This window comes from Rhodococcus sp. YH1, from assembly GCF_009939605.1.
GTDB classification, from domain to species: domain Bacteria; phylum Actinomycetota; class Actinomycetes; order Mycobacteriales; family Mycobacteriaceae; genus Rhodococcus; species Rhodococcus aetherivorans.
The window spans coordinates 1-7,059 of the sequence record NZ_WVTE01000118.1; the positions used below are offsets into that span (position 1 = coordinate 1).

Here is a 7,059-nt window from a genome sequence, read left to right on the forward strand (position 1 = left end):
CACGTCGACGACCGCGACACCCACCTTCGTCGGCGTACCGGCCTCGGGTCCGGTGATGCTCATGAGCCCACCGACGGCCTGCACGAGCAGGTCGTAGCCCGGCAGTGCCGCTCCGTCCCCGCTCCCGAACCCGGTGACGGAGCAGTAGATCAGCCCCGGGTTCACGTCGAGCAGCTCGTCGTAGCCCAGGCCGAGCCGCTCCATGGTGCCCGCCCGGAAGTTCTCGACCACGATGTCCGCGCGCGCCACGAGCCGACGGGCCTCGGCGCGGCCGTCCTCCGACGCGAGGTCCAGGACCACGGAGGTCTTGTTGCGGTTCACCGAGTTGAAGTACGTAGCCGAGCCCTCGTCGTCGTAGGGCGGTCCCCACGCGCGGGTGTCGTCGCCGGTGCCGGGACGTTCGATCTTGACGACCTCGGCACCCATGTCCGCGAGCATCATCGTGGCGTAGGGGCCGGCGAGGACCCGGGTGAAGTCGGCGACGACGATGCCGTCGAGTGCGCCCCTGCTCATGCGATCGGCCTCCCGCCGCGAAGGTAGACGGTCGTGGTGTGGGTGAAGAACTCCCGTGCGGCCCGGCCCTGTTCCTTCGGGCCGTACCCGCTCTTCTTCGCGCCGCCGAACGGGACGTGCGGGTCGGCGCCGGCGGATTCGGAGTTGATGTGCAGGATGCCCACGTCCAGGTCGTCGAGTGCCCCGAGGGCGCGGGTGAGGTCCTGGGTGAACACCGCCGCCGACAAGCCGTACTCGCTGTCGTCGGCGAGCGCGAACGCCGTCTCGGCGTCGGCCGCCCGGCACACGGCCAGTACGGGCCCGAACAGTTCCTCGCGCCACACGTCGAGCCGGGTGCCGGGCAGCTCGAGCACGGTGGGCGGTACGTAGAACCCGGCCGCCAGTTCACCGTCCTCGTAGGGCCGGCCCCCGCACAACACGCGGGCACCCTGGCGTACCGCCTCGTCGACCCCCGCCCGGATCGACGCCCGCGCCGCGGCGTCGACCACCGGACCCATGTGGACGTCCTCGTCCAAGGGATTGCCGACGGTCCACTTCCCGATCCGGGCGACGAGTTCACCGACGAACTCGTCGGCGACGTCGTCGGTGACGATGAGCCGGGAGGTCGCCGTGCACTTCTGCCCCGACGACCGGAACGCGCCGAGCAGCACCTGTTCGGCGGCGAGATCGAGGTCCGCGTCGCCGAGCACCACCGCCGCGTTCTTGCCGCCCATCTCCGCCTGCACCGGCACCCCCCGGGCGGCTCCCGCCGCCGCGAGGCTCCGGCCCACCGCCGTGGAACCGGTGAAGGTCAGCGCGTCGACACCCGGATGGTCGGCAATGCCGGCGCCGACCGCCCGGCCACCGATGACGAGGTTGAGCACCCCCGGCGGCAGGCCGGCGTCGGCGAGGGCCTGCATCAGCCGCATGGCCAGCAGCGGCACGGTGCCCGCCGGCTTCCAGACCACGGTGTTGCCGTAGGTCAGTGCCGGGGCGATCTTCCAGGCGGGGATGGCGATGGGGAAGTTGAAGGGGGTGATGACCCCGACCACGCCGACGGGCTTGCGCGCGACCAGGATCTGCTCACCGCGGCGGGGGGAGGCGAACATCTCGCCGGCCTCCCGGTCGCCCTCGCCGCCGTAGAAGCGCAGGATCTGGGCCGCGCGGAGCACCTCGGCGACGCCCTCGCCGCGCGTCTTGCCCTCCTCCCGGGCAAGTTCCGCGCCCCACTGCGACGCGGACGATTCGACGACGGCAGCCGCCCGGGCGAGGACGGCACCGCGCTCGTGCGCCGGGGTTCTCGCCCATGGCCGGGCCGCGGCGCGCGCGGCGGCCACGGCCCGGTCGACGTCGTCGCCCGTGGCCGCACGACCGCGGGCCACGGTGACGTCCGGCTCGGCGGGGCTGATGCTCGCCAGGGCCTCGGCCCCGCCGTCGAACCACTCGCCGTCGATGTAGTGCTGCAGCAGAACGGGTGTCGTCATCGTGTGTCCCTTCGACGCTTCGACGGTGCGGGTCAGCGGAATGCGGCGTGACCGGTCAGGGCGCGGCCGATCGAGAGCAGGTGCATCTCGCTGGTGCCCTCGTAGGTCAGCACCGACTCGAGGTTGTTGGCGTGCCGCAGCGGCGAGTACTCGAGGGTGATGCCGCTGGCGCCGAGAATGGTCCGGCATTCGCGGGCGATGGCCAATGCCTCGCGCACGTTGTTGAGTTTGCCGAGGCTGATCTGCTCGGGGGTGACACCGGACTCGTCCTTGAGGCGGCCGAGGTGCAGTGCGAGCAGGAAGCCCTTGCCGAGCTCGAGCGTCATGTCGGCCAGCTTCTCCTGGGTGAGCTGGTAGGCGGCGAGCGGGCGGTCGAAGACCTCCCGGGAGGCGGCGTAGTCCAACGCGGTCTCGAGGCTGTTCCGGGCCGCGCCGAGCGCGCCGAACACGATGCCGAAACGGGCCTCGTTGAGGCACGACAGGGGAGCCCCGAGGCCGCGGGCGAGGGGAAGCTCGGCCGAGCCCGGCAGGCGCACGTTGTCGAGGACCAGCTCGGAGGTCACCGAAGCCCGCAGCGACAGCTTGCGGTGAATCCTGTTGGCGGTGAAGCCGGGTGTGTCGGTGGGAACCAGGAACCCGCGGACACCCTCGTCGGTCTGGGCCCACACCGTGGCGACGTCCGCGAGATTGCCGTTGGTGATCCACATCTTGGTGCCGGTGAGGATCCAGTCCGAACCGTCCCGGCGGGCGCGGGTGCGCATTCCCGCAGGGTTGGACCCGAAGTCGGGTTCCGTCAGGCCGAAGCACCCGATGGCGTCTCCGGAGGCCAGGCGGGGCAGCCATTCCTGCTTCTGTTCGTCGGATCCGTAGCGGTGGATGGAGAACATCGACAGCGAACCCTGCACCGAGACGAAGCTGCGGAATCCGCTGTCGCCGGCCTCGAGTTCCAGGCAGGCCAGGCCGTAGCTGACGGCGTTGGTGCCGGCGCAGCCGTACCCGTCCAGGTGCATGCCGAGGACGCCGAGGGCGCCGAACTCCTTCGCCACTTCCTTGGGCAGCGTCGCGGATTCGAACCAGTCGCCGACCTCGGGGACGAGCCGGGTCTCGACGAAGCGGCGGACGGTGGCGGCGATGTCGCGTTCGTCGGCATCGAGCAGTGTGTCGGCGCCGAGGAGTTCGAGCGGTCGCAGCGGACCGGTCGTGCGGGCGGGTGCGGTGGTGGTCATGTGCTGGTCCTCGCGGAGTAGGGAGCGGTGGTGGTCAGAGGGCGGCGAACGCGTCGCGCAGCACCGAGAACGCCTCGGTGAGCAGCTCGTCGGAGATCGACAGCGGCGCCAGGAAACGGAGCACGTTCCCGAACGTGCCGGCGGTCAGGGTGAGGACCCCGTGGGCCTGGCAGTACCGGACGATCTCCGCGACGGCCTCGCGGTTGGGAGTGGTCGTACCGGGCTCGACGAGTTCGACGGCGATCATGGCGCCGCGTCCGCGGACGTCGCCGACGACGGGGTGGTGGGTGCCGATGTCGCGCAGTTCCCGCAGCATCAGCGCGCCGATTTCCTGAGCCCGGTCGAGCAGATGCTCCGCTTCGATCGTCTCGAACACCCCGAGGGCCGCCGCGCACGCCGCGGGGTTGCCACTGTAGGTGCCGCCGATGCCGCCCGGGTGGGCGCGATCCATGATCTCGGCCCGGCCGGTGACGGCCGCGAGCGGAAGCCCGCCGGCGAGTCCCTTCGCCGTGACGATCAGATCCGGCACCAGGCCTTCGTGCTCGCAGGCGAACCATGCTCCGGTGCGGGCGATGCCGGTCTGCACCTCGTCGGCGACGACGAGGATGCCGCGGTCCCGGCAGAAATCGGCGACGCGGCGGAGGAATCCGTCGGCGGGGACGATGAACCCGCCTTCGCCCTGAATGGGTTCGACGACGACGCACGCCACCTGGTCCGCGCCGATCTGGGCGTCGACGAGCAGCCGGAACTGCTCGAACGCCTCGTCCGCGGCGCGGTCGGGCCCGCTCGGCCACCGGTAGGGGTAGGCCATCGGCGCGCGGTAGACCTCCGGGGCGAACGGACCGAAGGAGTGCTTGTAGGGCTGGTTCTTCGCCGTCATGGTCATCGTCATCAGCGTCCGGCCGTGGAAGGCGTGGTCGAACGTGACCACGGCGGAACGACCGGTCGCCGCGCGGGCGTACTTCACGGCGTTCTCGACGGCCTCGCTGCCGGTGTTGAACAGTGCCGTGCGCTTGGCGTGGGTTCCGGGGGTCAGCCGGTTGAGCACCTCGGCAACCTCGATGTACGGCTCGTACGGCGTGGCGAGGAAGCAGGTGTGGGTGAACTGCTGCAGCTGCGCGGTGGCGCGTTCGACGACGCGCGGCGCGGAGTTGCCGACGGTGGTGACGGCGATGCCGGAACCGAGGTCGATGAAGGAGTTCCCGTCCACGTCGACGAGCACACCCCCGCCGCCCGCCGCCGCGTAGATCTCGGCGCCACTGGCCAGGCCCGCCGGCAGCGCGGCGGCACGGCGCTGCGCCAGCTCGCGGGACCGGGGGCCCGGGATTTCCGTCACGATGCGGCGTGCCTGCTCGAGTCCGGGCCCGCCCCGTACGAGTTCCACTGCGGTCATGTCCTTCTCCCTCCGTCGGTTTCCTCGAACTGTAGGGGCGAGAACGCCGGTCACTCATGGACCGGAAGTACAAGTTCCGCCGCATACATGGACATCGAGTACATGTCCGTCTCCAGGGGTCGCCCGCAGACTGGCGGCACACCACGGCCCACACCGGGTGATCGAAAGGACACGCCGATGACCACCGATACCGCCACCACGCATCGACACGAACCGCTGCCCACCGACGTCGCCGGGGCCGCGCGGCACCTCGCCGGGTCACGCGGGGAGCATCCGGCCCTCCTGTTCGTCGAGCGCGCTGCCCGCGACGGCGTCGCCGACGCCGTCATGAGGTGGCCGGGCCGCGATCCGTCGCTGTCCGACTCCGTCCACACCTTCGAACACTTCGGGCTGCGGATCGACGATCACGAACACCTGACGGGGGACGGCGAGGATCGCCGGGTGCATCGGTTCGCGTTCGTCACGCCCCCGGAGTGGGGGCCGGGTTCGCCTTGCCGGGTAGCGGCGGTCGTCGACGCCCATGCGCAGGGCCGCACCGTCGTCGACCGGTACGCCCGCCTCGCCGTCGTCGCCGATGTGGACGTGCGGGACATCGCCCTGGTCCGGGCCGCCGGCCGCTTCGCCCGCCAGGCCGGTCTGATCATGTCGGAGCGGTACATCGTCGATACCCTCTGCCGGCATCCAGGATTCGTCGAGGCCCTCGTCGCCTGCTTCGCCGCGCGCTTCGACCCGGACCGGCGCGACCGGGACGTCGCCGCCGAGCGGGCGGAGCGGGCGCTCGCCGCGCGGCGCGGCGCGGCGGAAAGCCTCGACGAGGACCGCATCCTGCGCAGCCTGGAGTCGTTCGTCACCGCCACCGTGCGCACCAACTGGTACCAGCGCGACGAACACGGCGCACCGAAATCGCACGGCGCATTCATGCTCGATTCCGGACGTCTCGCCGATCCAGGGCCCGTCGTCCCCCACCGCGAGATCTTCGTCCACTCGGACGACATGGAGGGCATCCACGTGCGGAGCGGCACCGTCGCCCGCGGCGGTGTGCGATTCTCGGACCGCCCGGAGGACTACCGCACCGAGGTACTCGGCCTGATGAAGACCCAGGTGGTGAAGAACGCTCCCATCGTCCCCGTCGGCGCCAAGGGCGCGTTCGTGCGGCGAAACCCGGATATCTCTCCGGCCCAGGCCTATTCGACGTTCATCCGGGGAATGCTCGATCTCGTCGACAATATCGTCGACGGGAAGATCGTGCACCCGGACCGTACGGTCGTCCACGGTGGGGACGACGGATATCTGGTGGTGGCCGCGGACAAGGGCACCGCCGCGTTCTCCGACCTGGCGAACTCCATCGCAGCGGAGTACGACTACTGGCTCGGCGACGCCTTCGCCTCCGGAGGATCCAGCGGATACGACCACAAGGCCATGGGCATCACCGCGCGCGGCGCGTGGGTCGCGGTTCGCGAGCACTTCGCCGACCTCGGTGTCGACGTGGACACCACCGAGGTGACGGCGGTGGGGATCGGAGACATGTCCGGCGACGTCTTCGGCAACGGGATGCTGCTCTCCCCGCACCTGCGCCTCGTCGGCGCGTTCGACCACCGCCACATCTTCCTCGACCCGGACCCGGACCCGGCCCGCGCCTACGCGGAGCGCCGCCGGCTGTTCGAGCGTCCCGGATCGAGCTGGGACGATGTCGACCGCGACGTCCTCTCGCCCGGCGGAGGGGTGTGGCCTCGCTCCGCGAAGTCCGTCACCGTCCCGGAACCCGCACGGCGCCTGCTCGGTCTGCCGCACCCCACCACCACCCCGAGCGAATTGATCAAGGCGCTGCTGACCGCACCGGTGGACCTGCTCTGGAACGGCGGCGTCGGCACCTACGTCAAGGCCACCTCCGAAAGTCACACGGATGCAGCCGATCCGGGTAACGACGACGTCCGCGTCGATGCCTCCCAGCTCCGCTGCCGCGTCGTCGGCGAGGGCGGCAACCTCGGTTTCACGCAGCGGGCACGCATCGAGTTCTCGGCGGCGGGTGGCCGCATCAACGCGGACTTCATCGACAACGCGGCCGGCGTCGCCACCTCCGACGCCGAGGTGAACCTGAAGATCGCCCTCGAATCCGCCCGGCGCAGCGGACGTCTGACACTCGAGGAACGCAACCGCCTGCTCGGCGACGCCCGTGACGAGGTGGCCCGCACGGTGTTGCGCACGAGCCGGGACCAGTCGGTGGCGCTCGGGCTCGCCGTCTCGCGCGCGGCCCGGCTCCTCGGCCGGCACGAGCGGCTCATCAGCCACCTCGAGACCGGTGACGGGATCCGCCGCAGCACCGAGGTACTGCCCACGGTGCAGGAGCTGGCCGCGCGGGCCGGGGCCGGCCGCGGGCTGACCAGGCCGGAGATCGCGGTGCTGCTCGCGCGGTCGAAGAACGTCGTGTGCCGGGACCTGCTCGAGTCGGATGTGCCCGACGACC

At 71.0% G+C, this 7,059-nt stretch carries 5 protein-coding genes; 1 reads left to right on the forward strand and 4 read right to left on the reverse strand.

The window, feature by feature from the left end; translation table 11 throughout:
• The 4 genes from AIIKEEIJ_RS11040 to gabT form a co-directional block, all read right to left on the reverse strand.
• The coding region (locus tag AIIKEEIJ_RS11040; RefSeq protein WP_202916885.1) for a CoA transferase at positions 1-513 on the reverse strand (513 nt) is incomplete at its 3' end.
• Positions 510-1,976 (reverse strand): aldehyde dehydrogenase family protein, encoded by a 1,467-nt coding sequence (locus AIIKEEIJ_RS11045; RefSeq protein ID WP_043801001.1) that lies wholly within the window; start codon positions 1,974-1,976, stop codon positions 510-512. The genes AIIKEEIJ_RS11045 and AIIKEEIJ_RS11040, both read right to left, overlap by 4 nt.
• Before the next feature lie 32 nt (positions 1,977-2,008).
• Entirely contained in the window at positions 2,009-3,202 is a 1,194-nt protein-coding gene (locus tag AIIKEEIJ_RS11050) for an acyl-CoA dehydrogenase family protein (RefSeq protein ID WP_161995646.1), read from the reverse strand.
• A gap of 34 nt (positions 3,203-3,236) precedes the next feature.
• The gene (gene gabT, locus AIIKEEIJ_RS11055; RefSeq protein ID WP_161995647.1) at positions 3,237-4,595 is read right to left on the reverse strand and encodes a 4-aminobutyrate--2-oxoglutarate transaminase; all 1,359 of its coding nucleotides are present in this window, start codon (positions 4,593-4,595) and stop codon (positions 3,237-3,239) included.
• 177 nt (positions 4,596-4,772) lie between these two features.
• Between gabT and AIIKEEIJ_RS11060 the strand changes: the two genes are divergently transcribed.
• A partial coding sequence (locus tag AIIKEEIJ_RS11060; RefSeq protein WP_161995648.1) for an NAD-glutamate dehydrogenase domain-containing protein occupies positions 4,773-7,059 on the forward strand: 2,287 nt, incomplete at its 3' end.